Origin of the sequence: Aeromicrobium phoceense (genome assembly GCF_013868155.1) — a bacterium.
GTDB lineage: Bacteria > Actinomycetota > Actinomycetes > Propionibacteriales > Nocardioidaceae > Aeromicrobium > Aeromicrobium phoceense.
The window spans coordinates 2,353,977-2,374,936 of the sequence record NZ_JACEOG010000001.1 but is presented as its reverse complement, the minus strand read 5'-3'; the positions used below and the strand labels follow the sequence as shown (position 1 = coordinate 2,374,936).

The 20,960-nt window shown below is 68.9% G+C and carries 25 protein-coding genes; 14 read left to right on the top strand and 11 right to left on the bottom strand.

What is annotated here, in order from left to right; all coding sequences use genetic code 11:
• Nucleotides 1–104: 104 nt before the first annotated feature.
• Together H1W00_RS11510 and H1W00_RS11505 are read right to left on the bottom strand one after the other, a co-directional pair.
• Nucleotides 105–1,136: a M56 family metallopeptidase gene (locus H1W00_RS11510; protein WP_181755826.1), complete on the bottom strand. Its 1,032-nt coding sequence runs from the start codon at nucleotides 1,134–1,136 to the stop codon at nucleotides 105–107.
• A complete protein-coding gene (locus H1W00_RS11505) occupies nucleotides 1,133–1,510 on the bottom strand; it encodes a BlaI/MecI/CopY family transcriptional regulator (protein WP_181755825.1) in 378 nt (125 codons plus the stop codon). The genes H1W00_RS11510 and H1W00_RS11505 overlap by 4 nt, the downstream gene beginning before the upstream one ends.
• 166 nt (nucleotides 1,511–1,676) lie before the next feature.
• On the opposite strand from H1W00_RS11505, the gene H1W00_RS11500 reads away from it, so the two are divergent.
• Entirely contained in the window at nucleotides 1,677–2,459 is a 783-nt protein-coding gene (locus H1W00_RS11500; RefSeq protein ID WP_338072888.1) for a cytochrome c biogenesis CcdA family protein, read from the top strand.
• A gap of 68 nt (nucleotides 2,460–2,527) precedes the next feature.
• On the opposite strand, the gene H1W00_RS11495 is transcribed toward H1W00_RS11500, so the two are convergent.
• Nucleotides 2,528–3,139, bottom strand: coding sequence for a vitamin K epoxide reductase family protein (locus H1W00_RS11495; RefSeq protein ID WP_338072887.1), 612 nt, complete (start codon nucleotides 3,137–3,139; stop codon nucleotides 2,528–2,530).
• The gene (locus H1W00_RS11490) at nucleotides 3,136–3,792 is read right to left on the bottom strand and encodes a DsbA family protein (RefSeq protein ID WP_241732843.1); all 657 of its coding nucleotides are present in this window, start codon (nucleotides 3,790–3,792) and stop codon (nucleotides 3,136–3,138) included. The genes H1W00_RS11495 and H1W00_RS11490 overlap by 4 nt, the downstream gene beginning before the upstream one ends.
• On the opposite strand from H1W00_RS11490, the gene H1W00_RS11485 reads away from it, so the two are divergent.
• A complete protein-coding gene (locus tag H1W00_RS11485; protein ID WP_338072886.1) occupies nucleotides 3,722–4,843 on the top strand; it encodes a DUF3152 domain-containing protein in 1,122 nt (373 codons plus the stop codon). The genes H1W00_RS11490 and H1W00_RS11485 overlap by 71 nt on opposite strands.
• Nucleotides 4,844–5,079: 236 nt before the next feature.
• A complete protein-coding gene (locus H1W00_RS11480; protein WP_181755823.1) occupies nucleotides 5,080–5,313 on the top strand; it encodes a hypothetical protein in 234 nt (77 codons plus the stop codon).
• Nucleotides 5,314–5,446: 133 nt separating this feature from the next.
• Here the strand turns inward: H1W00_RS11480 and H1W00_RS11475 are convergent, their stop codons facing one another.
• Entirely contained in the window at nucleotides 5,447–5,686 is a 240-nt protein-coding gene (locus H1W00_RS11475) for a hypothetical protein (protein ID WP_181755822.1), read from the bottom strand.
• Nucleotides 5,687–5,933: 247 nt separating this feature from the next.
• The gene (locus tag H1W00_RS11470; protein WP_181755821.1) at nucleotides 5,934–6,119 is read right to left on the bottom strand and encodes a hypothetical protein; all 186 of its coding nucleotides are present in this window, start codon (nucleotides 6,117–6,119) and stop codon (nucleotides 5,934–5,936) included.
• 390 nt (nucleotides 6,120–6,509) lie between these two features.
• Between H1W00_RS11470 and H1W00_RS11465 the strand changes: the two genes are divergently transcribed.
• The 4 genes from H1W00_RS11465 (at nucleotide 6,510) to H1W00_RS11450 (ending at nucleotide 10,659) form a co-directional block, all read left to right on the top strand.
• Entirely contained in the window at nucleotides 6,510–6,989 is a 480-nt protein-coding gene (locus H1W00_RS11465; protein ID WP_181755820.1) for a hypothetical protein, read from the top strand.
• Nucleotides 6,990–7,915: 926 nt separating this feature from the next.
• Complete coding sequence (locus tag H1W00_RS11460; RefSeq protein ID WP_181755819.1) at nucleotides 7,916–8,275, top strand: hypothetical protein; 360 nt, start codon at nucleotides 7,916–7,918, stop codon at nucleotides 8,273–8,275.
• A 165-nt stretch (nucleotides 8,276–8,440) separates the two neighbouring features.
• Nucleotides 8,441–10,021 (top strand): hypothetical protein, encoded by a 1,581-nt coding sequence (locus H1W00_RS11455; protein WP_206680010.1) that lies wholly within the window; start codon nucleotides 8,441–8,443, stop codon nucleotides 10,019–10,021.
• Nucleotides 10,018–10,659: a phosphoribosyltransferase gene (locus H1W00_RS11450; RefSeq protein ID WP_206680009.1), complete on the top strand. Its 642-nt coding sequence runs from the start codon at nucleotides 10,018–10,020 to the stop codon at nucleotides 10,657–10,659. Before H1W00_RS11455 ends, H1W00_RS11450 begins: the two co-directional genes overlap by 4 nt.
• A gap of 42 nt (nucleotides 10,660–10,701) precedes the next feature.
• Here the strand turns inward: H1W00_RS11450 and H1W00_RS11445 are convergent, their stop codons facing one another.
• Nucleotides 10,702–11,514 carry an ABC-2 transporter permease gene (locus H1W00_RS11445; protein ID WP_181755818.1) on the bottom strand — a complete coding sequence of 271 codons (813 nt, stop codon included), beginning with the start codon at nucleotides 11,512–11,514 and terminating at the stop codon, nucleotides 10,702–10,704.
• Nucleotides 11,511–12,431, bottom strand: a complete 921-nt coding sequence (locus H1W00_RS11440; RefSeq protein ID WP_181755817.1) for an ABC transporter ATP-binding protein — start codon at nucleotides 12,429–12,431, stop codon at nucleotides 11,511–11,513. The genes H1W00_RS11445 and H1W00_RS11440 overlap by 4 nt, the downstream gene beginning before the upstream one ends.
• 142 nt (nucleotides 12,432–12,573) lie before the next feature.
• On the opposite strand from H1W00_RS11440, the gene H1W00_RS11435 reads away from it, so the two are divergent.
• The 6 genes from H1W00_RS11435 (at nucleotide 12,574) to gad (ending at nucleotide 18,385) form a co-directional block, all read left to right on the top strand.
• Nucleotides 12,574–13,575 (top strand): epimerase, encoded by a 1,002-nt coding sequence (locus tag H1W00_RS11435; protein WP_181755816.1) that lies wholly within the window; start codon nucleotides 12,574–12,576, stop codon nucleotides 13,573–13,575.
• On the top strand, nucleotides 13,553–14,104 hold the full coding sequence (locus H1W00_RS11430) for a QsdR family transcriptional regulator (RefSeq protein ID WP_181755815.1): 552 nt from the start codon (nucleotides 13,553–13,555) through the stop codon (nucleotides 14,102–14,104). Before H1W00_RS11435 ends, H1W00_RS11430 begins: the two co-directional genes overlap by 23 nt.
• A 100-nt stretch (nucleotides 14,105–14,204) precedes the next feature.
• Nucleotides 14,205–15,332 carry an alpha/beta hydrolase fold domain-containing protein gene (locus H1W00_RS11425; RefSeq protein ID WP_181755814.1) on the top strand — a complete coding sequence of 376 codons (1,128 nt, stop codon included), beginning with the start codon at nucleotides 14,205–14,207 and terminating at the stop codon, nucleotides 15,330–15,332.
• A 130-nt stretch (nucleotides 15,333–15,462) separates the two neighbouring features.
• A complete protein-coding gene (locus tag H1W00_RS11420) occupies nucleotides 15,463–16,287 on the top strand; it encodes a bestrophin-like domain (RefSeq protein WP_181755813.1) in 825 nt (274 codons plus the stop codon).
• Between the two features lie 86 nt (nucleotides 16,288–16,373).
• Entirely contained in the window at nucleotides 16,374–17,015 is a 642-nt protein-coding gene (locus H1W00_RS11415; protein ID WP_181755812.1) for a hypothetical protein, read from the top strand.
• Entirely contained in the window at nucleotides 17,012–18,385 is a 1,374-nt protein-coding gene (gad, locus tag H1W00_RS11410; RefSeq protein ID WP_181755811.1) for a glutamate decarboxylase, read from the top strand. The genes H1W00_RS11415 and gad overlap by 4 nt, the downstream gene beginning before the upstream one ends.
• 9 nt (nucleotides 18,386–18,394) lie before the next feature.
• Here the strand turns inward: gad and H1W00_RS11405 are convergent, their stop codons facing one another.
• The gene (locus tag H1W00_RS11405) at nucleotides 18,395–19,141 is read right to left on the bottom strand and encodes a gamma-glutamyl-gamma-aminobutyrate hydrolase family protein (protein WP_181755810.1); all 747 of its coding nucleotides are present in this window, start codon (nucleotides 19,139–19,141) and stop codon (nucleotides 18,395–18,397) included.
• A 135-nt stretch (nucleotides 19,142–19,276) separates the two neighbouring features.
• Entirely contained in the window at nucleotides 19,277–19,753 is a 477-nt protein-coding gene (locus tag H1W00_RS11400; protein ID WP_241732842.1) for a dihydrofolate reductase family protein, read from the bottom strand.
• 84 nt (nucleotides 19,754–19,837) lie between these two features.
• On the opposite strand from H1W00_RS11400, the gene H1W00_RS11395 reads away from it, so the two are divergent.
• Nucleotides 19,838–20,413 (top strand): MOSC domain-containing protein, encoded by a 576-nt coding sequence (locus tag H1W00_RS11395; protein ID WP_181755809.1) that lies wholly within the window; start codon nucleotides 19,838–19,840, stop codon nucleotides 20,411–20,413.
• Here H1W00_RS11395 and H1W00_RS11390 read toward each other — a convergent pair whose 3' ends face one another.
• Nucleotides 20,414–20,878 (bottom strand): PPOX class F420-dependent oxidoreductase, encoded by a 465-nt coding sequence (locus H1W00_RS11390; protein WP_181755808.1) that lies wholly within the window; start codon nucleotides 20,876–20,878, stop codon nucleotides 20,414–20,416.
• Between the last annotated feature and the right edge of the window lie 82 nt (nucleotides 20,879–20,960).

Genomic DNA, 20,960 nt, shown 5'->3' with positions numbered 1-20,960 from the left:
CCATCGGGGCCAGGTGGGCATCGATGTCGCGGGCTTGCAGATGATCTACTAAGAACCATAGTTCATCGGTAAGGGCGTGACCCCACCCGGGGAGGAGCCGTTCCTCAGCGGCCGGAGGGCGAGGGACTGATCGTCGCCCCGGAATCAGACGCCTCCGGCGCAGCAACGACGCCTGTGCTGGAACAGCAGTCGTGCGATTCGCTGAGGCCTCCAGGAATGAGCGACAGGACGACCGGCGTCGTGCCGAGAAGCAGAATGGATGTGGCAAGAATCGTCTGAGCGGTCCGTCCGAGCGGCTCATGGGGGCGCATCAGCCGTCGGGCTCGCAGGATGACATCGGAGCCGGTCGCTGAGAGTCCGTTCGCCGTGGGCACTCGTTGGTTCGTGATGGCCAGCTGATAGAGGGCATCGGCCAACGATCTACGCTCGTCGGCCCTGACAGCATCGTCGGCCTGTAGTTCGGCGAGTAGCGCGAGCTGTTCGTGTGCCACCCGGAAGAAGCCGACGCGCGGAAACGCCCGGTTCAGTGCCCGAGCACGTGCCACGAGTCGAGCATGCCGCGAGTTCAGGTGGGCGTGCTCGTGCCGAAGCACGAGGTCCAGCTGGGCAACGGTGAGCGCTGCGCGTGCACCTGTGGTCACCACGACGGTGTCGTGCGTTCCGGCGCGGCGATTGCCCGGGAGGCAGTAGACGGCGGCGGCCTCGTGGTCGACGCTGAGGACTCCTTGGTGTCCGGGCTCTGCCACCAACGCAAGGTCTGCCAGGTGATCGCGGTGGGCGCGCAGGTCGGCCCGCCGCTGAGACCAGAGCGTCGACGTCATGCGCCAGGCGAGGAGGCCCAAGATCGCCAAGCTCACGGTGGTGAGAGTCGCCCGCCCCGGGTGCGCGGACTGGCGTTGCAGTTCGATCACGCATGCCCTCGCGAACTCGGCGAGAGCGGCGGCAGCTGAGAGGCCCGGCATGGTGAGGGCCATCATGCCCAGCACGAATGAGACGGTCACGGCCGCGATGGCGACCTGCCACACGGCGATGCCTAAGCGGGGCGCGCGATGCAACCAAGTCGCCGAGGGCAGCGCATACTGGCACGCCATCAGCATCGTGGCGAAGAAAGTCAGCAACAGGGCCGCGCCGATCACTTCGTGCCGTCCGGCCTGGTTCGTTCGGGGTTCGTGACCGCATCCCGCAGGGCGTCGAGTTCGGAATCGTCGAGCTGCTCGATGAATCGCATCAGGACGCCCGTTCGGTCGCCCCCGTCGGCAAGGACGTTGCCCAGAAGGGCGGCCGTATGGTCCTCGCGGCTGGCGGAGGCCGTGTACAGATACGCCCGGCCCTGGCGCTCGCGTCGAAGCAACCCCTTGGTGAAGAGGTTGTCCATGACCGTCATCACCGTGGTGTAGGCGATCTTTCTGTCGGCGGCCAAGGAGCTGTGAATCGAACGAACCGATCGCGGTTCACCGCTCGACCACATCACCTGCATGATCGTTCCCTCGAGTGGACCCAGTCCGTGCATCCGATCTCCTCCAGTACGAACTCCCATCGTAGTGGCGGCCAGCGACGTGTGAAGCGGCCAGGTTCCCGTGCCGCGTCACCTGGTCCGGGCCGCGCGGGTGGGCAGACACCAGCCAACTAAGATGCCTAGTAGATCGGCGCCACTCCGCGGCGCCGCTGCCCTAGACGTGAAGGAACTTGCCATGGTGGCGCACTCGGTCGGTGAGACCGTTGCATTCGGTCCTCTTCTGATCGCGATTCCCATCGCCCTGTTGGCGGGTTTGGTCTCGTTCCTCAGTCCGTGCAGTCTGCCTCTCGTGCCGGGCTACCTCGCCTACGTCAGCGGCGCCGCTGGGGCCGAAGTGGTGGGTCCAGACGCGCGCCGCCGATCAGTCGTCGTGATGGGAACGACTCTCTTCGTACTCGGGTTCGCCGCAGTCTTCACCTCCTACGGGGCCCTCGTAGGGGCGCTCGGAAGCAGCCTGCTGGACTACCAGGATGCGCTGGTTCGCGTGCTCGGGATCTTCACACTCATCCTGGGCCTGCTGTTCGTCGGCGCGCTTGACTCGGTCCCGTCTCTCTCCAGGACCTTTCGTCCGAAGTTCCAGCCTCGGATCGGACTCGCTGGTGCGCCTCTCCTCGGCGTCATGTTCGGGATCGGATGGACGCCCTGCATCGGACCGACGCTCGCCGCGGTGCTGACGATGGCGACGACGTCGGGGACGGCCGGCCGGGGAGCACTCCTGTCATTTGCCTACAGCGTCGGCCTTGGCTTGCCATTCGTCCTTGCAGCCGTGGGTGTGAGCCGGGCGATGCGGGTGTTCCAATTCGCCCGGAAGCACACCGTGGCGATCACCCGCTTCGGGGGCGTGATGCTGATCGGTCTGGGCCTCTTGCAGGTCACCGGCCTGTGGGGAGATTTCTTGGTGGACATGCGTGGCTGGATCGGGACGTGGCAGACGCCCCTGTGATCGTGCGGCCGAGAGGCTGGCCTGCGCGTTCCGCCGAAGGCGAACGCGTGAGGGGAACTCGAGTCAACTCAGATGAGCGTCGACCAGTAAGACCAGAAGCGGGCGCCGATCAGTCCCAACACGAACAGGAACGCGACCAGCAGGGCGGGCGCGTGCCACACCTCGGCCCAGCGCGTGACTCGAGCCACAGCCACTCGTTCCCCGAAGATTCGTGCTCGGGCATTTCGAAGCGTGAGGTACCAGAACGTAGGAATGATGACGGCCCACACTGCCATGCAGTACGGGCAGAGCGCGCCGATCCGGTAGAGGCTCTGGAACACCAGCCACAAGACGAAACCCATGCCCGCCGTGACGCCAACCTGTAGTCCCACCCAGAACCAGCGCCGGAACTCAGCGCCCGCGAGCATCGCCGCGCCGGTGGTCATCAGAACTGGAAATGCCGCGACGCCCAGGATCGGGTTGGGGAAGCCGAACACCGCGGCCTGAGCTGACTCCATGATCGAGCCGCAGCTCAACACCGGATTCAAGCTGCACGACGGGGTGTAGGCGGGATTCTCGGCGAGCTCGAACCGTTCGACGAGAAGGACCGCTGAGGCGAGCAGGCCGATGGACCCGCCGACCAACAACAGCCATGCCATCGCCGTCTCGCGCGTTGACGACCCGTGCTCGGCGCCGTTCACCTCGCCAGTGCCTCGTCGATCACCTGGGTAAAGTCCTCGACGCGTTGCGGCTCAAAGAGCTCTCCGTCGACGTAGAACGTCGGAGTGCCGCGAACGCCGAGCTCGATACCGTCATTGATGTCGCGCTGCACTCGAGCCTTGACCGCGTCAGATCCGTAGTCCGTATCGAACTGGCTCATGTCCAGACCGATGTCTTCAGCAAAGCCGCGGAAGAGCTTGTCGTGCGGTTCCTGGGCCTCGCCCCAGGTTGACTGCGTCTCGTACATCTTTCGGTACATCTGCTCGAACTTGCCTTGACGAGCCGCCGACTCGACGGCCCATGCGGCGCGCTCCGCATTGAAGTGACCCGGCAACGGGAAGTACCGAGCAACGAAGGTCACCTCACCCGCGTACTTCTCTCGGAGGTCCTCCACGATCGGGTACGCGGCACCACACGCCTCGCATTCGAAGTCGAGAAACTCGACGAACGTCACATCGCTGGAGCCCTTCTTCCCGAGCACATGGGCGTCGGTCCGGCTCAGAGCCTCTTGCACCTGTGCGTCATCCGCGGTCGGATCGCTGGAATCGTCGCCCGCCGAGGTCATGAACACGCCAGCCAGTGCGGCGATGACGACGCCGGCGATGACTGCGGCGATCTTGGTCTGTCTGGTCAACTGCTCGCTCCTTGGACTGGGCGCATTACTATCGCCAATAGTAAGTCGTCCCACACGGCAACTCAGGCGGGGATCGCCTCAGTGTGCCGTCAGCTCGATTGCAGGTGCCAGGAACGTGATGTCCGAGGTCGTCGGTCTTCTCCTGCTCTCTGGGGCCGCGGTCTCGGCGTGGCGCGCCACGCATCGCACGCAAGCGTCTCTCCTCCTCCCTGGCCGGCGGGACGCAGCACGTCGGCGGCGACCACGCCCCGGCGCGCGGCGAAAAGTGCGAAGGCGCAGTGGGCGGTGGCTTTCTCTGTCGACCGTCTTGTTCCTGGCCGGTGCGATCGTCCTCGGTAACGCGGTCGATGGGTTGGGTGCGAAGGATGCGACCCGTGCTAGCGAAACGGCCGGAGCGGCTCAACCGCGCCCGGCGGCGACAACCCCAACGCCGGGCCGTGGTTCAGCTGAGACCGACGCGCCGGCGAGCCGCACCTCCCGCGACGGCGACAGGACCCCGGGCGCGGCCCCGCCGATTCCCGAGTCTGGAAGCGGGAGGTTCTCCGTCGCTGGCGTTGAGCCCGCTACGCCAGATGGTTCCGGTGGGGAGCTCACCTATTCGGTCGAGGTCGAAGAAGGTGTCCCGTACTCGGCGAACGACGTGGCCCGGTTCGTCGATGATGTGCTGTCCGACGGTCGTGGATGGACGTCGGTGACCACCGAGAAGTTCCGGAGAGTCGCCAAGGGCTCGATGCTCCGGATTCGACTCGCCACTCCCACAACGACCGATCAGCTTTGCAGACCGCTGGACACGGGCGGACGGTTGTCATGTCGCAACGGCGAGATGGTTGTCCTGAACGCGTGGCGATGGGCCCATGGCGCAGAGGCCTACGGATCCGACCTCGTTCGCTACCGCACCTACCTCGTCAATCACGAATTCGGTCACGCCCTCGGAAACGGCCATGATTCCTGCCCGGGCGTCGGTGAGACCTCACCCGTCATGTCCCAGCAGACGAAGGGCCTCGATGGATGTCTCGCGAACCCGTGGCCCACGGCGGCGGATGGTAAATAAGGCGCGACGCGGTGAGCATGCGGACGAACTACTATGGATTTTAGTAGTTTGTATTCCTAGGAGTGGGCGTTCAACTTCCCCCCCCCGTCGTGGACGCCCACTCCGCCGAACATGACACGAACCCGCACTGTCACGGTCACCACGACGTGTTCACTTTTCAGCGACCTTCCTAAAGTCCATCGAGGGACATCTCGAAGGCTAGATTCGCGCCCGCCGACCTCCTCGAGCGGATCTCCATGCTCCGCGCCGAACGCGCCGCCCTGATCGACCAACACCGCCGTGACCTCGCCGGCGTTGTCCTGGCCAAAGCTGCCCTCAAGGACGAGCAGCTGGTCGACCGGCTCACCAACGAGACCCGAGCGATGGGGGAGAGGTTCCTGCAAGTCCGCCGATGGAACGTCGACGAGCAAGGCACCGTCCGTGCCTGGGCACCCGTCGTAGCGACCGCAGCCGCCGAGCTAGATGCCTAACTGACTATGAGTGCTGGCCAAGAGGCTCGCGAAAGCCCGCAACGGCACGCGACACGGCGTCGGCGCTGCGTTCCGAGAAGGGCCGGACTTCGAGCGACCGTCCAAACGCCGGCGTATGTCCAGTACTGACTGGTTAGTCCACCGACTCGCCCTGGGTCACGGTAACGATCAGGCTATGTCCGATGGGCGTCTTCCCGTCCGCTTCGTACACCGTTTCGATCCACTCGCCCTTGTCATTGAGTTGTGATGCAGTCTGATGGGCCGCTTCCTGGGGAGTCTTGGGGTCGGGCAGGAAGATCTCACTGGCCCTGATGAATCCCTTCTCGCCCTCGTCCGTCTCGCCCGGGGTGAGGTCGGGAAGGTTCTGGGCCACGCGGTCAGCATCGTTGGGGACCCCGACCGTGAGCCCGTACTCGTTCACAGGCCAGGACTGGGTTGTCGGCATCGGGGGCGCCGGCGTCGTCGGCGACGCTGCCGACTCGGCAGGGCTGTCCGAGCCGGATGCAGCGGAGGCGACGACTGACCCGCCCGCGACCAGACCGCACAGTGCCGCTGACCCGATGATCACGCCTGCTCGGCGTTTCGAAATACGCATGATGCTGACTCCTTTCCCAACTTCCTTAGAAGACCAGATTCGGAGAACGCAGAGCGGCGACGGTCACATAGCTGCCGGTGCTCTCCAAGTATCGACGGCCGTAGTCCTCGCCGTGGAAGGCATTGCCGAGAGCGCAGGCCGCCACGCCTGAGGCCGTGCGGCCTTGGCTCGTCGAGATGCTGGTGGTGGTGGAGGTGTTGTATTCGTACACGCTCGCCGCGTTCCCGCACCACGTTCCGCCCGAATACAGGTAGGCCGCCGCCGTGACGTACCCGGAGGGCACGGTCTTAGCCGGGTTGGACCCTGAACAGCCTTGGAAGTTCGCGGTCTGAACCCCGCCGCGCCTCATGTCGTCGTTGAGCGAGGAACGGACCAACGCGCACGAACCCGAGTGACCGGCGACCGTCTTCCACCCTCTCTTGGCGCTCACCGCGTACGCGGGAGGAGCGATCAAGCCCAGTAAGAACGGCGATCGCGGCGACAATGAGCGACGGTGGGACATCATGCGCTCCCGCGGCTGGAATCGGGAAGAATGTGCCAATTAGAGCCATTGTTCTCCCGGCGCCGGCGACTGTCAACGAGTAGCGGATAGGAGCAGGCCATGAACGATCTCAGCGGTGAGGATTCCGCCGTCGACGTCGCCGGCGGAATCGGTCGGACCACGAGCGCGGTTGCTGCCCAGGGAGCCCGTGTCCTGGCGGACCGACTGCGCGAGCGCCTAGAGGCGATCCGGGGGGCGAAGCTCGAGGAGGCTCAGCGGCTCGGTGCGATCTGGGACGCCGATCGGGCGGCTGCGGGGGCTCAAGTTGAGGTGGCGCGCGAGATCTCCGGCGTCACGGATGAGGACCTGCGGCTGACCGTCGAGGCGTGGAAGACGGCCGACGGCTGGGCACAGGTCGATCCGGAGTTCGTCGACGACGAGCGAGAGCTGCGCCGTCAGCTGCAGGAGCGCTGGGGCGTCGACGTCGACCGCCCGGACATCCGGCGTTGCGGGCCGGCGTGGCGCGCCCGATTCACGTCTACCGGCTGGAAAATGCCTCTGCGGCCGTTGAGGGGGCATTGTCGTCGGTGCTGGAGTTGAGCACGGCGCCGCGCCAGCGCCATGGCAGCGTCCTGCGCTCTGCCGCCGCAGGGTGGAGGCTGAGCGCCGAGGAACTCCGTGACCATCGCCGGAGTCTAGCGGCTTAGTAGGTGCTCATTGCTCAGGGTCCAACGCGTGGTGGGCGATGATTCGCTCGATCTCCGCCTCGTCGCCGGTGTTATCGCGTACGAGCACTCGGACGCCGGGACCGCCCCGGGCGGGCTGGTGACCCCGAAGCCTGCTTGAGGAGGGCCGCCGCGACCGTGCGCCGTACTGGCCCTCGCCGAGCTGCACATCGACTGTGACTGCGTCATGCGACGACGTCGGCGGTCCAGATGTCGATACCCCCGGAACTCGGAGATGGACAGCCACGACAACGGAGGCCGCGACACTTCCGGATCGCAGGTTTTCGCGCCGGTTCGACTTGAGCGTGCATTGTGAGTAACGCTCGGCCTGGAACCCCGGTAGGATCCGTTCGAGGAGCCCGGGGTAAGGAACGTCGTGGCAAGCGAATGAGTGTTCGGGTAGAGGGTTCACCGGTACCGCCTGGATGAGCCCGGACTCATCCCGACTGTGGCCGCTTTGTGGCCTGATCGGCCCAGCGTTCGTTGTGGGTAGTCGGGTATCGGCGGAGGTGACCTAGAGGGATAATCCCTACCATTGGAGGGAGTTCCGCGTTTCTCGGTATCCATCGTCGCGTCTCGTATGGAGCGTGGCTTCGACAGGGGGTCGCAGGTTCAAATCCTGTCAGCCCGACAACGGAAAGCCCCGGGAGACCGGGGCTTTCGTCATTTTTCACGACCTCCACGCCTCCAGAGTGAGAACACCCGCCGCGTTCGTCGCCTACGCTGGCGCGCAGTCGGACCGGGGGAAGGCGAGAGGATGATCGGCAGTGACTGTCGCTGTTCTGGTGGCTGGTGATCTTCGTGAGTGAAGCCGACGTTCGTGTCCCTGCAGTGGCTGTCCTGTCGCCATTGTTCGCCGCCGCGTCCGTTCTCGGCCTCTTCACCATGGCGCCGCAGGACGTTCTGGGATGGGCGTGGGTCGCCGCTGCCGTCACGGCCCTCGCTACGGCCGTGACCGTGAAGCGGACGGCCGCTCGCCTGTGCTTTGGCGTGGCGGCGTTGCTCACGGGATATCTGGCGTGGCTGGCGCTCGGGCCACGAGGCGATGAGGAGTTCGTGTACCCCTTTGCCGTCCTGCGCTGGTTCGCGGTGGTCGGCGCGGTCTACGGGTTCTCGTTCATCTCGTTGCTCGTCAAAAGGGACTCTGACCCGAGGGCCTGAAGCCTACCGACCGGCATGCCATCATCGATCGGCTCGCCTCCCTGCCCTGGGAGGTGTGGGCGAACGTCGAGCTGACGACCGACAGCGGGCTGGTCACGTACGACGTGGACGGCCCGTTCCCGCGGGCGTAGCGTGCGGTGGAGAGGCCGGGGAGGGTGAGGCGTGATGCCGGCACGGGAGCCGATTCCACGTGAGGTGCGGATCCGCGACGAGCCGCGCCGTCCCGAGGACGATCCGACGCTCGGCGTCACCCTGACGAGCGTCGCCCCGGAGCGGCCCGCCCGCCACCGTCTCGTCACGGTGGGCGACTCGCTGGTCCAGGGATTCATGAGCGGTGCGATCCACCGCACCGATCTCAGCTGGCCGGCGATCATCGCCTTCGAGCTCGGACTGAGCGCCGAGGAGTTCACCTTCCCGACGTACGAGTGGCCCACGGGTCCGGGCGGGCTACCGGTCGACCTGGAGCGGCTCGCGCGCGAGTTCGACCGGCGGTTCGGCAGCGGCCTGGACCTCCTGGAGGCCGTCCGGGCGGCTCCTTGGCTCCGTGACCGGATGGACGACATGGAGGACCACTGGGAGCGCGGCGCGGGGTCGCGGGAGCCGGAGGACGGGAGCCCGTTCCACAACACCGGCGTCCACAGCTGGGACGTGCTCGACCCCGTCGTGACCACCGAGGCGAGGGTCGAGAGGCTGCTCGCGACGAAGCCGTCTGACGACTTCCTCGCCCAGCTCGTGGAGCACCACCCCGCGCGTGCCGCGTGGCCGATCCTGCACCGTGCTTCGGGTGGTGACTCCGGCCGGACGGTGCTCGACTCGGTGGCCGACCTCGCTGCCGGCGAGGGTGTCGAGACGCTCGTCGTCGCGCTGGGCTCCAACAACGCTCTCGGAACGGTGGTCTCGCTGGACATCGCGTGGACCCCCGACTCCTACGCCGAGATGACCCTCGAGCAGCGTCGTGACACCCGGGCCGGCTCGAACCTATGGCGTCCCAGCGCGTTCCGCGCCGACTGGGCGGACCTCGTCGCACGACTCCGGACGATCGAGGCGCAGCACGTCGTCGTGACGACCATCCCGTCGGTCACGATCGCGCCGCTCGCCCGCGGCACCCACGAGAAGGTGCGCCCTGACTCCCGCTACTTCCCGTACTACACGCGTCCCTGGATCACCGACGAGGACTTCGACCCTCGGCACGACCCGCACCTGACGGAGGACGACGTCCGCGCCATCGACTCGGCCATCGACGCGTACAACGAGACGATCATCGCGTCGGTGCGTGCGGCGCGCGAGGACGGACTCGACTGGTACCTCTTCGACATGGGTGGCCTCCTCGACCGGCTCGCCACCCGCCGCTACGTGGAGAGTCCCTGGGCGCGGCCGGCCTGGTGGGAGCAGTACGAGCTGCCCGCGGCACTCCAGCGGCTGGACCCCGTGCCCACCACGCGGTTCTTCCGCGCCGGACCCGAGGGCCGCACCGACGGAGGGCTGTTCTCGCTCGACGGCGTCCACCCGACGACGATCGGCTACGGGATCCTCGCCCAGGAGGTGATCCGGGTGCTCCGCCTCGCGGGCGTGGAGTTCTTCGACCGTCACGGCAAGCGCCGCGCGGATCCGATCGAGATCGACTTCGACCGGCTCCTGCGCGAGGACACGCTCGTGTCCGATCCGCCCGCGTCGATCACCAGCACGCTCGGCCTGCTCGGCTGGCTCGACGGCCGGCTCGGCTGGGTCACCCGCTTCCTGCCATGAAGTTCCGCTCCGTCCTGCCGTTCGCCGACCGCGTCGACGCGGGCCGGCAGCTGGCGCGGCGTGTGCGCCACCTCGCCGCGCCGGACGTCGTCGTGCTCGGCCTGCCACGCGGGGGAGTGCCGGTCGCCTTCGAGGTCGCGCGGGAGCTCGGCGCGCCGCTCGACGTCATCGTCGTGCGCAAGCTCGGCTACCCCTTCCGGCCGGAGCTGGCGATGGGCGCGATCGGCGAGGACGGCTGCGAGGTGCTCGACCGAGCGGAGGTCGCACTCCACGGGGTCACCGACGAGCAGGTCCGGGCGGTCGAACGCCGGGAGCGCGAGGAGCTCGAGGCCCGGGTCCGGCGACTGCGGGGCGATCGCCAGCGGATCGACCTCACCGCTCGTACGGCGCTGATCGTCGATGACGGCATCGCGACCGGGGCGACGGCCCAGGTGGCTTGTCGGGTGGCGCGACTCCAGGGTGCGGCGCGCGTCGTGGTCGCAGCGCCCGTCGCGCCGGCCTCGGCTGCCGAGGAGCTCGATGCCGCCGACGCCCTGGTGGTGGTCGAGTCGCCCGAGCCCTTCGGGGCCGTCGGCCGCTGGTACCGCCGCTTCGAGCCCGTCACCGACGAGGAGGTCGCCGCACTCCTGAACGCATGACGAGGGCCCCGGGTCGCCCCGGGGCCCTCGTGATGCCTCGTGTCACTTCACCTCGGACCGCAGGAGCGCCCGGGTGCCGATCAGTAGCGGGACGACCAGCCAGACGACCGCCGAGACGCCGAGCTGCGCCCACATCTCACCGGTGAGGCTCTCGTCGAAGAGCCGCATCGTGGCCCAGTTCAGGTCGAACCACGCGCCGTTGTCCGCCCACCACTGGTTCGTGCTGGCCAGGGCGCTGGACGCGCCGGGCAGGACGAGGGAGTAGACGAAGTACGCGACGATCGCGCCGGGGGAGTTGCGCAGGACGATGCCCAGCATCAGGCCCATCAGCATCCCGATCTCGTTGGCGAGGATGATCTGGGCGAACTCGCCCACCGTGATCGTCCACGTGGGGTCGACGCCGGCGATCGTCGTGCCGACGACGTTGCCGACCGCGCCCACGGCGCCGGCGATCAGCATCGAGACGGCGCCGATGACCACCGTGATGACGGCCTTCGCCGCCAGCACGCGACCACGGTGGGGGACCAGCGTGAACGTCGTCAGAGCCGTCCGCTGGCTCCACTCGCTCGAGACCGCGAGGATCGCGATCATCGGCAGGATGACCGACATCGGGGCTCCGACCGCACTGGCGAAGTGCTCGTACGTCAGGTCCTCGGCGTCGACGAAGATCAGCGTCGCCACGGTGGCGATCACCGAGAGCAGGACGACGCTGGCCATCAGCCAGAAGCCCGACCTCGTGTCGAACATCTTGCGCAGCTCGACGCGCAGGATCCGTGTGAACGGGATCCGTGCGGGCACGGTGCGCGGCTCGCGGGGCGCGATCCCGGTGGTGCCGGGAACGATCGTGGTGCTCATGCTGCTGCTCCTTCGGTGCGGTGCTGGACGTCGTCGCGCTGGGTGTCGGCGGTGAGGGACAGGAACATCTCCTCGAGGCGGGCGCCGTCCGCGGCACGCAGCTCCAGGAGGGGGATGCCCGCGTCGAACGCGACGGTGCCGACGGTGGTCAGGTCGGCCTCCGCGAGCACGGCGCCGCCCGAGCTCGGGGTGGCGGTGATGCCGGCGGTCTGCAGGGCCGTCGCCAGGGCGGCTCCGTCCGCGGCCCGGGCGAGGGTGCCGGCGCTGGCCAGCAGCTCGTCCTTCGTGCCCTGCGCGACGATGCGGCCGTTGCCGATGACGACCAGGTCGTCGGCGATGACCTCGATCTCGTGGAGCAGGTGCGACGAGAGCAGCACCGTGCCGCCGTCGTCCGCGAAGCCCCGGAGCAGGTCGCGCATCCAGCGGATGCCGGCCGGGTCGAGGCCGTTGGCGGGCTCGTCGAGGATCAGCACCTCCGGATCGCCCAGCAGGGCGGTCGCGATGCCGAGCCGCTGGCGCATGCCCAGGGAGTAGTTGCGGACGCGGCGACCGGCCTCGTCCGGGGTGAGGCTGACTCGCTCGAGCATCGCGTCGACGCGGGAGCGCGGCAGGCCCATCGTGAGGGCGGCTACGGTCAGGATCTCGCGGCCGGTGCGGCCGGCGTGCTGGGCCGAGGCGTCCAGGAGGACGCCGACCTCACGGCCGGGATCGGGGAGGTCCTCGAAGCGGCGACCGAGGACGTGGACGTCGCCGCTGCTGGGCGGCGTGAGTCCGACCATGACGCGCATGGTGGTGGACTTGCCGGCGCCGTTCGGCCCGAGGAAGCCGGTGACCCGGCCCGGCGCGGCGATGAAGGAGACATCGTCCACGGCGGCGTGCGAGCCGTAGGACTTGGAGAGGGATTCGACGGTGATCATGTCGAGAAGCGTCGCGGTCCGGACCCCTCCGGCACATCGGGCGCGACCCCGAAGATCGCCCTGACGTGACCCTGAGCACCCCCGGGGGCCGACTCCGGTGTTCCTCAGGGCACGCGTGTCGCCGAGCCGCTAGCGTGCGGGCATGACTGTGCGAGAGCGAGCCGTCGTCGCCGGCTGGAACGGGTTCATCGGGCACCGGCTCGTCGAGGACCTCACGGAGCGCGGGTACGACGTCGCACGCGTGGGCCGCAGCGGCCCGGACGCCACGTGGTCGGACCCCGCCGGGCTCGCGCGACTGGTCGACGGTGCGGCGCTGGTGGTGAACCTGGCCGGCAAGAGCGTCGGCTGCCGCTACACCGACGCGAACCGCGACGAGATCCTCCGGTCGCGGGTGGAGACCACCCGACAGCTGCGGGAGGCGATCGCGGCTGCCCACGAGCCGCCACGGCTCTGGCTCAACGCCAGCACCGCGACGATCTACCGGTACGCGATGGACCGTCCTCAGACCGAGTCCGACGGTGAGCTCGGCTCGGGGTTCTCGGTCGACGTCGCGCGCAGCTGGGAGGACGAGCTCTTCGCCGGCGAGCTGCCGGGAACCCGCCGCGTGGCACTGCGGATGGCGATCGTGCTGGGCGGTCCGGCGTCCGACCTGCTCGGACGCGTCGCGCGGCTGGGCATCGGCGGGCCGCAGTACGACGGGCGCTGGTTCCAGCACCGGCGCTACCGGGGGATCGGGACGAACCCGACCGGCGGACCGGTGCCGATGCACCACTCGCGCGGCCGGCAGAGGTTCTCGTGGATCCACATCGACGACGTCCTCGCGTCGATCCGGTTCATCGAGGAGCACGCCGGCATCGAGGGCCCGGTGAACCTCTCGTCGCCGAACCCGAGCGACAACCGCACCCTCATGGCCGAGCTGCGCCGGACCGTCGGCATGCCGGTCGGCCTGCCCGCGACGCGGTGGATGCTGGAGCCCGCGATGTGGGTGCTGCGGAACGAGTCCGAGCTGCTGCTCAAGAGCCGCTGGGTGCTGCCGGAGCGACTCCAGTCGGCCGGCTTCACGTTCCGCTGGCCCGACCTGCGGCCCGCGCTGGACGACACCGTGGGATCGAGGAGGGTCCATGGGGCGCCCGACGAAGGATGACGCCTACCGGCTCGGCCGCCGGACCTACCTCAACGGCGAGCGGTTCGACCTCGGGCGGATGGCCGACGAGCTCGGCGTGAACCGGGTGACCCTCTACCGCTGGGTCGGCACCAAGGAGCAGATGCTGGTCGACGTCACGTGGCAGCTGACGGACCTGACCCTGCGCCAGGAGTGGGAGAAGGCGAAGGACTCGCCCGGCCCGCGGGTTCCCGCCGTGATCGGAGGGTTCCTGCGAGCGATGTTCTCCTGGCCCGAGGTACGCCGGTTCAACGAGGAGAACAACGCGTTCCTGATGCGGGTGATGACGACGGCGGAGTACGGGTTCCACGCACGGCTCGTGGGCGCGGTCCGCGGGTACGTCGAGCGTGACGTGGCCGAGGGACGCACGACGGACACGGTTCCCGCGCAGGACCTGGCGTACGCGTGCGTGCGCCTCGTGGAGTCCTACGTCTACCTGCCGAGCATCACCGGCGCGCCTCCCGCGCCGGAGGCAGCCCAGCGCGTGCTCGAGGCGCTGCTGCGGCCCTGAGCGCGAGCCTGAACACCAGGGATGCAACAGAACTATTGTCATGTTGCATTCGTGGTCCTATGCTCCTGGCAAACGTGACCTACGCCACAGAGGTGCTCCCATGACCGTGACCCCCGAACGATCCACCTACGCCCTGCCCGGCCGACTCGGCGACGAGACGCGCGGGCCCCGGACCGACGACCGGTTCCCGCCCGCGATGGTCGAAGCCATGGCGGCCTTCGGCCTCGATGCCGTGGCCGTCCCACCGCCGGTGTCCGCCGACGACGACCTCGAGACCGTCCTGGCAGCGGTCGGTGCCGCCCACGAGGGATTCCAGGCCGTCTACGACTCGATCCCGATCGACCTCCCGGGGGACCGGGACGATGTCGAGACGTCCACCGAGACGATCATCGGTGTCGACGGCAACGAGATCGTGCTGCACATCTTCCGGCCCGCAGGCGTCGACGGACCGCTGCCCGGTGTCGTCTACACCCACGGCGGCGGGATGACGATCATCAGGACCGACAACCGGCTCCACCGTCGGTGGTGCACCGACGTCGCCGCCTCCGGGTGCGTCGTCGTCATGGTCGACTTCCGCAACGCGTGGACCTCCGAGGGCCACCACCCGTTCCCCGCGGGCGTCGAGGACTGCCTCGCGGGGGTGCTGTGGGCCGACGAGAACCGCGAGGCGCTCGGTCTGAGCTGCCTCGTGGTGCAGGGGGAGTCCGGCGGCGGCAACCTGGCCATCGCCACCACGCTCCTCGCGAAGAGTCGCGGCCGGGTCGACGCGATCGACGGCGTCTACGCCTGCATCCCGTACATCAGTGGCGGCTACTCCTGGGACCGCGACCGGCGTCTCGCCGAGCTGCCGTCGCTCGTCGAGAACGACGGCTACTTCATCGAGACCGCGGGGATGGCGCTGCTCGTCCGTGCGTACGACCCGACGGGTGAGCACGCCGAGGACCCGCTCGCCTGGCCGTACTTCGCGACCGAGGACGACCTCCGCGGGCTGCCGCCCTTCGTGGTCTCGGTCAACGAGCTCGACCCGCTGCGCGACGAGGGCGTCGCCTTCGCGCGAAAGCTCGCGCGCGCGGGCGTCGACGTCGCGGCCCGCGTCAACCTCGGGCTCATCCACGGCGGCGACGTGATCTTCCGTCAGTGGCTGCCGGGGCCGCAGGAGGCCGCCGTCCGGGATGTCGCGGGGTTCGCGGTCGACCGCGCGCGGCGCAAGGCGGCGGATGAGGGCTAGGTGAAGACCTCGGCCCAGGTGAGCCTGACCGTACGACGAGGGCCGGCGCCCACCTCACCTTCGTGGGATGAGGACGGGGGCCGGCCCGCGGCCTAGCGTCGGGGATCGTCCGGACGTACGGGAGGCCACGGTGAACGTGCTCGCGGCAGTCGGGGCGCTGACTCTCCTCACGGCGGCTGCGGCGGCGCTCATGCTCTTCGCGCGCACCCGGGCGCCCGAGGGCAGCCACTTCTCCGACGGCGACAGGGCCTCAGGTGTCTTCGGCGCCGTCGCCACGGGCTTCTCCGTGCTGCTGGGCTTCCTGATCTTCCTGGGCTTCAGCTCGTACGACGCCTCCCGCCAGGGTGCCGAGACCGAGGCCGTCCTCGTGCTGCAGCAGGCGCAGACCGCGCAGTTCATGGCACCCGCCGTCGCGGCGGACCTCTCGGGCGAGCTCGTCTGCTACGCCCGATCGGTGGCCACCACGGAGTGGGACACCCTGGACGAGGGCCGCCTCGGTGAGCGGGTGAACCCCTGGGGTGCCGAGCTCTTCCTGACCATGGTCGACGTCACGCCAGGGACCGAGACCCAGCAGTCGGCCTACGACCGGTGGATGGACCAGACGGCCGCCCGCGAGGATGCTCGCTTGGCACGGGTGCACGGCGCCGAGGGGATCGTCCCGCTGCCCCTGTGGATCGCGCTGGGCGTGCTCTCGCTGGTCCTCCTGGGATTCATGCTGCTGTTCGCCGACCCGGCCGAGGGGGTGGGAACCCAGGTGGCCCTGATCGGCAGCGTCACCGTGGTCATGGGAGCGCTGGTGCTGCTGCTGATCTTCTTCGACCACCCGCACGGAAGCGGCGTCGGGCGCCTCCAGCCCACCGCGATGGAACGCACCCTGCGCCTGCTCGACACCGAGTTCGAGGTGGCGGACGTCGAGGTGACACCTCCCTGCGACAGGCGCGGCCGGGCGCTGTGAGAGGCGGAAGCCACTCATCCCTTCTGGGTGATGGCCGTCCCCGCTGCGGCGCGGACGATGGACTGCGGAGCGAGGGGAGCAGACCCATGGACGGTGTGCTGTCGACGCGCGGTCCCGTCCGGCTGAACCTCCTGTGCGCTGGCTCCTTCGTCTGTGGCGGCTCGCTCTTCGCCGCCGGTGCGGCCCTGGCACAGCTGGGTCCCGAGGATCCGACCGTCGCCACGGTGACGTACCTCGTCGGCGGGGTCTTCTTCAGCCTCGGCGGCTACCTGTCGGTGCTGCTCGCCGGCCGAGCCCGCTCCCGGGCCCGGCTCAGCGCGGTGGTCCTGTTCGTCGGGACCCTGTTCTTCGCCGTCAGCCTCGTGGCCGCCTTCGCGGACGGACTGACCCCGCGTCAGTCGAACGGCTGGATCTGGATCCCCGACATCATCGGCTGCCTCTGCTTCCTCGCATCGGGGCACCTGGCCCTGGTCGACGTCGGCGACGGACGGTGGGTCGTGCGCCCCGGTGTCCTGACGTGGTGGGTCGCGGCCGTGAACCAGCTCGGCTCGGCGTTCTTCTTCCTCGCCGGACTCGCCGCCTTCACCCGCCCCGCGACCGACCAGCTGGTCAACGTGGGGCTCGTCAACTGGGGGACCTTCGCCGGCGCCGTCTGCTTCGTGGGCGGCGCGATCCTCCAGGCCCTCGACACACCCACCTCGAAACGAACGGACGGTCTGGTCACATGACACTCGACGAGAAGCAGGCAGAGTCGCTCTACGGCAATCGCTTCCTGACGGAGCGGGCCCCCGCCACCGTCTTCCCGGCGAGCGGGATGCGTCCGCCCGACGCGTTTCGGCTGCTCGAGGAGGACCTGAACCTCGAGGGCGATCCCCAGCGCAACCTCGCCACCTTCGTCACCACCTGGATGGAGCCCGAGGCGCAGCGGATCATCGCCGAGAACCTCCACCGCAACTTCATCGACCACGCCGAGTACCCCGTCTCGGCCGAGATCGAGCAGCGGTGCGTGCGCATGCTCGCCGATCTCTTCAACGCGCCCGGTGAGACCACCGGCTGCCGGACCCAGGGGTCGTCGGAGGCGATCATGCTCGGCGCCCTGTCGCTCAAGTGGAAGTGGAAGCAGCGCCGGGAAGCCGAGAACGCGTCGACCGATCGCCCGAACCTCGTCTTCGGCGCGGACGTCCACGTCGTCTGGGAGAAGTTCTGCCGGTACTTCGACGTCGAGCCCCGGATCGTCCCGCTCGCCGAGAACAAGTACACGATCGGCCCCGACGACGTGGCGCCGCACCTCGACGAGAACACGATCGGCGTCGTCGGCGTGCTGGGCACGACGTTCACCGGGCACATGGACGACATCGCCGGGATGAACCAGCTGCTCCTGGACCTCAAGTCGGAGCGTGGCCTCGACATCCCGATCCACGTGGACGGGGCCAGCGGCGGGTTCGTGTGGCCGTTCCTCTACCCCGACACCGCCTGGGACTTCCGGCTGGAGCAGGTCAGGTCGATCAACGTCTCCGGGCACAAGTACGGCCTGGTGTACCCCGGCATCGGGTGGCTCGTCTTCCGTGAGACCTCCGACCTGGCCGAGGACCTCGTCTTCTACGAGAACTACCTCGGCAAGACCGACGCGACCTTCACGCTGAACTTCTCGACCGGCGCGTCCATGGTGCTGGCGCAGTACTACAACTTCGTCCGCCTCGGTCGTGACGGCTACACCTACGTCATGCAGCAGATGAAGCAGAACGCCACCGCCCTGGCCGAGAACCTGCAGGCCGGCGGTCGCTTCGAGGTGATCGGTGCCGACCTGGAGCAGCTGCCGCTCGTGGCGTTCCGGCTGCACGGTGACCACGAGGGATACGACGAGTCCGACGTCTCGTGGCAGCTCTCGGCGGAGCGCGGCTGGATGGTGCCGGCGTACACGCTTCCCCCCAACGCGGAGAAGGTGAAGATCATGCGAGCCCTGGTGAAGGAGACGATGAGCCGCGAGCAGGTCGAGCGGCTCACCCTCGACATCGCCGAGGCGTGCACGACACTCGACGCGAAGGGCGGAGCGCACCACCGGGAACGGGCGCAGACGAAGATCGGAACCGGCTTCTGAGCGCCGCGGTCAGGAGGCGGAGTGGGCCACGGGAGCCTGCTCCGTGAGTCGCCGCAGCAGGGCTCCGAGCTGGAGGTCGGCGGTCTCGGCGTGCTCCGGGTGCCACTGCACGCCGGTGATCGGGGCGGACTCGTGCACCACCGCCTCGACGACGCCGTCCGCCGCGCGTGCCGCGACGACCAGGCCGTCCGCGACACGGTCGACCGCCTGGTGGTGGGCACAGCGCACGTCCTGCGATGCGTCCACCGCGGCGCCGAGACCGTCGTGCGTCACGGTGACGCGGTTCCGGACGAAGTGGTCGTCGCCCTCCGCGCGGTGCCGGTGCGACGAGGCGAGGTGCTGCACGAGGGTGCCGCCCAGTGCGACGTTCAGCACCTGGAGCCCGCGGCAGATCCCGAGCAGTGGCGTTCCCGCGGCGAGGCACCGGTGCACGGCGTCGACGTGGGCCCGGTCCGCGTTCGGCTCGTGGTGTCCCGAGCCCGGGTACGTGGAGGGTCCGCCGTAGAACGACGGATCGACGTCCTCGCCGCCCATGAGGACGACCGCGTCGGCCCGGTCGACGAGCTCCACCGTGACCTCGGGAGGGAGCTCGGCCGAGGCGACCGGCACGACGTCCCACCCGAGCTCCGCGGCCACCCGGAGGGTGGGCGCGTTCAGCGCGTCGAGGGCGACCTGGAAGGCGGGGTCGTGGGGTCGCCGGGTGCGCAGGTGCAGCACGGCGAGGAGGGGCCTCGCCGGCGTGGTCGAGCTCGTCACGTCGACAGCGTAGGCGTGCTGGAGTCCCAGGTGCGGAGCGAGGGCCGGTACGTCAGCTCGACGGTCCGGCCGTCGAAGGTGCGGGTGCCGACCAGCTCAAGGTCGAAGTCGGCGGCTCCGCCGAGGACCGGCCGCTCACCGGTCTGACCTGGTGATCACGGGAAAGACCGTCAGCTGCACGACGTCCACGAGTCCGGCAGCCAGCAGCGCCGAGTTCAGCGACAGACTGCCGTGCGAGCGCAGCGGTACGTCGGACTCCTCCTTGAGCCGCGTCACGACGTCGACGGCGTCGCCCCGGGCCATGGTCGCCTCGACCCAGTCGGCTTGGGGATCGACGGAGGACGAGACCACCGTCGCGGGCATCCGGCGCATCCGTCCCACCCACGAGTCCTCGATATCGGGCCACTCCTGCGACGCGGCGAACATCTCCACGAACTCCCGGAAGGTGGTGCCGCCGAAGACCATGCGCGCCTCGTCGGAGTAGAGGCGATCGCGGTGCTGGACGAACTCGGGCCCCTGCTTGCCCCAGTAGCCGCCCCAGTCGCCCGGCGGTCGGTAGGAGCCGTAGCCGTCGACGCTGGCGAAGACGTCGAAGGTGTAGGTCGCGGTCATGGTGCCTCCGGTGGTGCGTTCCTGCCTCCGAGTGTGCGCCCGGCGCACCGTCACGGCCAGCCCCGCCTCTGGCAGCATGGTCACGTGCCCCAGCCCCGCGTCGTCGCCGTCAGCCGCGATGACCAGCACCGCTTCAGCAAGGTGCCTGTCGACTCGATCACCCTCGTGGCCGGCCACGGGGTCGAGGGCGATGCCCATGCCGGCGCCTTCGTGAAGCACCGCTCCCGGGTCAAGCGCGACCCGCAGCAGCCGAACCTGCGCCAGGTCCACCTGATCCACGCCGAGCTCTTCGACGAGGCCCTCGCCCAGGGCTACGAGCTCGGTCCCGGGGACCTCGGCGAGAACGTCCTCACCGAGGGCGTCGACCTGCTGGGACTGCCCACCGGGACGCGGCTGGACTTCGGCGGGCCCGTGGTGCGGCTCACCGGGCTGCGCAACCCGTGCGTCCAGATCAACCGGTTCAAGCCCGGGCTGGTCAAGGTCGTGCTGGCGAAGGACGACGGCACACCGGCCGGACGCCCGGTCGGCACCTCGGTGCCCACGGTGATCAGGAAGGCCGGCGTCATGGCGGTGGTGGAGTCCGGCGGCGACGTCGTCCCGGGCCGTCCGATCACCGTCACCCTTCCGGCCGAGCCGCACGCACCACTCGCCCCGGTCTGACTAGTCCTGCACGAGCCGGGCGGGGAACCCGCCCGTCGCGATCGGACCCCATGACGTCGGCGTGATCCGGATGAGGCTCTTGCCCTGGTCGACCATCGCCCGGCGGTACTCGTCCCAGTCGGGGTGCTCGCCGGAGATGTTCCTGAAGTACTCCACGAAGGCGTCGAGCGCCTCGGGCACGTCGAGGACCTCGGCCGTCCCGTCGACCTGGACCCAGGCGTCGTTCCACTCGTCGGACAGGACGACCACGCTGACCCGCTCGTCCCGGCGGGCATTGCGGGTCTTCGCGCGCTCGGGGTAGGTCGAGATCACGAGTCGCCCCGCGTCGTCCACGCCTCCGGTGACGGGGGAGGCCTGGGGACTCCCGTCGGAGCGATGCGTGATGAGGATGAACCGGTGCCGGGGACGGACGAACTCGAGCAGCTCGTCGAGGTCGACCCGGGTGGTGGTGGCGATGGAGGGCATGGGATCACGCTACGCCCGGCACGACGGGCAGGGTTGACGGATCCACCCTCCGGTGTCACGTTGAAATGAGGCACTAGGAGAC

Bases quoted from the DNA above. Each gene is read 5' to 3' on its own strand.
- H1W00_RS11505 (WP_181755825.1), bottom strand. From the start codon at position 1,510: ATGCACGGACTGGGTCCACTCGAGGGAACGATCATGCAGGTGATGTGG.
- H1W00_RS11485 (WP_338072886.1), top strand. From the start codon at position 3,722: ATGAACACGCCAGCCAGTGCGGCGATGACGACGCCGGCGATGACTGCG.
- H1W00_RS11480 (WP_181755823.1), top strand. From the start codon at position 5,080: ATGCTCCGCGCCGAACGCGCCGCCCTGATCGACCAACACCGCCGTGAC.
- H1W00_RS11465 (WP_181755820.1), top strand. From the start codon at position 6,510: ATGAACGATCTCAGCGGTGAGGATTCCGCCGTCGACGTCGCCGGCGGA.
- H1W00_RS11455 (WP_206680010.1), top strand. From the start codon at position 8,441: ATGCCGGCACGGGAGCCGATTCCACGTGAGGTGCGGATCCGCGACGAG.
- H1W00_RS11450 (WP_206680009.1), top strand. From the start codon at position 10,018: ATGAAGTTCCGCTCCGTCCTGCCGTTCGCCGACCGCGTCGACGCGGGC.
- H1W00_RS11445 (WP_181755818.1), bottom strand. From the start codon at position 11,514: ATGAGCACCACGATCGTTCCCGGCACCACCGGGATCGCGCCCCGCGAG.
- H1W00_RS11440 (WP_181755817.1), bottom strand. From the start codon at position 12,431: ATGATCACCGTCGAATCCCTCTCCAAGTCCTACGGCTCGCACGCCGCC.
- H1W00_RS11435 (WP_181755816.1), top strand. From the start codon at position 12,574: ATGACTGTGCGAGAGCGAGCCGTCGTCGCCGGCTGGAACGGGTTCATC.
- H1W00_RS11430 (WP_181755815.1), top strand. From the start codon at position 13,553: ATGGGGCGCCCGACGAAGGATGACGCCTACCGGCTCGGCCGCCGGACC.
- H1W00_RS11425 (WP_181755814.1), top strand. From the start codon at position 14,205: ATGACCGTGACCCCCGAACGATCCACCTACGCCCTGCCCGGCCGACTC.
- H1W00_RS11415 (WP_181755812.1), top strand. From the start codon at position 16,374: ATGGACGGTGTGCTGTCGACGCGCGGTCCCGTCCGGCTGAACCTCCTG.
- gad (WP_181755811.1), top strand. From the start codon at position 17,012: ATGACACTCGACGAGAAGCAGGCAGAGTCGCTCTACGGCAATCGCTTC.
- H1W00_RS11400 (WP_241732842.1), bottom strand. From the start codon at position 19,753: ATGACCGCGACCTACACCTTCGACGTCTTCGCCAGCGTCGACGGCTAC.
- H1W00_RS11390 (WP_181755808.1), bottom strand. From the start codon at position 20,878: ATGCCCTCCATCGCCACCACCACCCGGGTCGACCTCGACGAGCTGCTC.